Raw genomic sequence first — 231 nt, 5'->3', positions numbered from 1 at the left:
CTCCAACTCTTCCAGTTCTCCTAATACCATCACTTGCACACCATCTACATTTCCTTTTGGTGATAATCTATCAATTTCATTCAGTATAAGCTCTGGAATACTACCTTCATTTGTAAATAACAATGTTCCGTCATTTGGATGGTGAACAAGATTTAAGCTCGCTAGGGAATATTGCCAATTATCTAATGGAGCTAAGATAATTGTCCCAGGTTGGTTGGCCTCATGAGTAGC

Annotated in this window: 1 protein-coding gene; it reads right to left on the bottom strand. The window is 38.5% G+C overall.

Features of this window, described 5'->3' with window-relative positions; genetic code table 11:
• Window positions 1-231: hypothetical protein (locus AOA60_RS31935; protein ID WP_218241018.1), on the bottom strand; the 231-nt coding region annotated here is incomplete at both ends.

It is taken from the genome of Pseudomonas sp. 2822-17, from assembly GCF_002742485.1.
Classification (GTDB): domain Bacteria; phylum Pseudomonadota; class Gammaproteobacteria; order Pseudomonadales; family Pseudomonadaceae; genus Aquipseudomonas; species Aquipseudomonas cyclaminis.
This window is presented reverse-complemented; position numbering and strand designations above follow the sequence as displayed.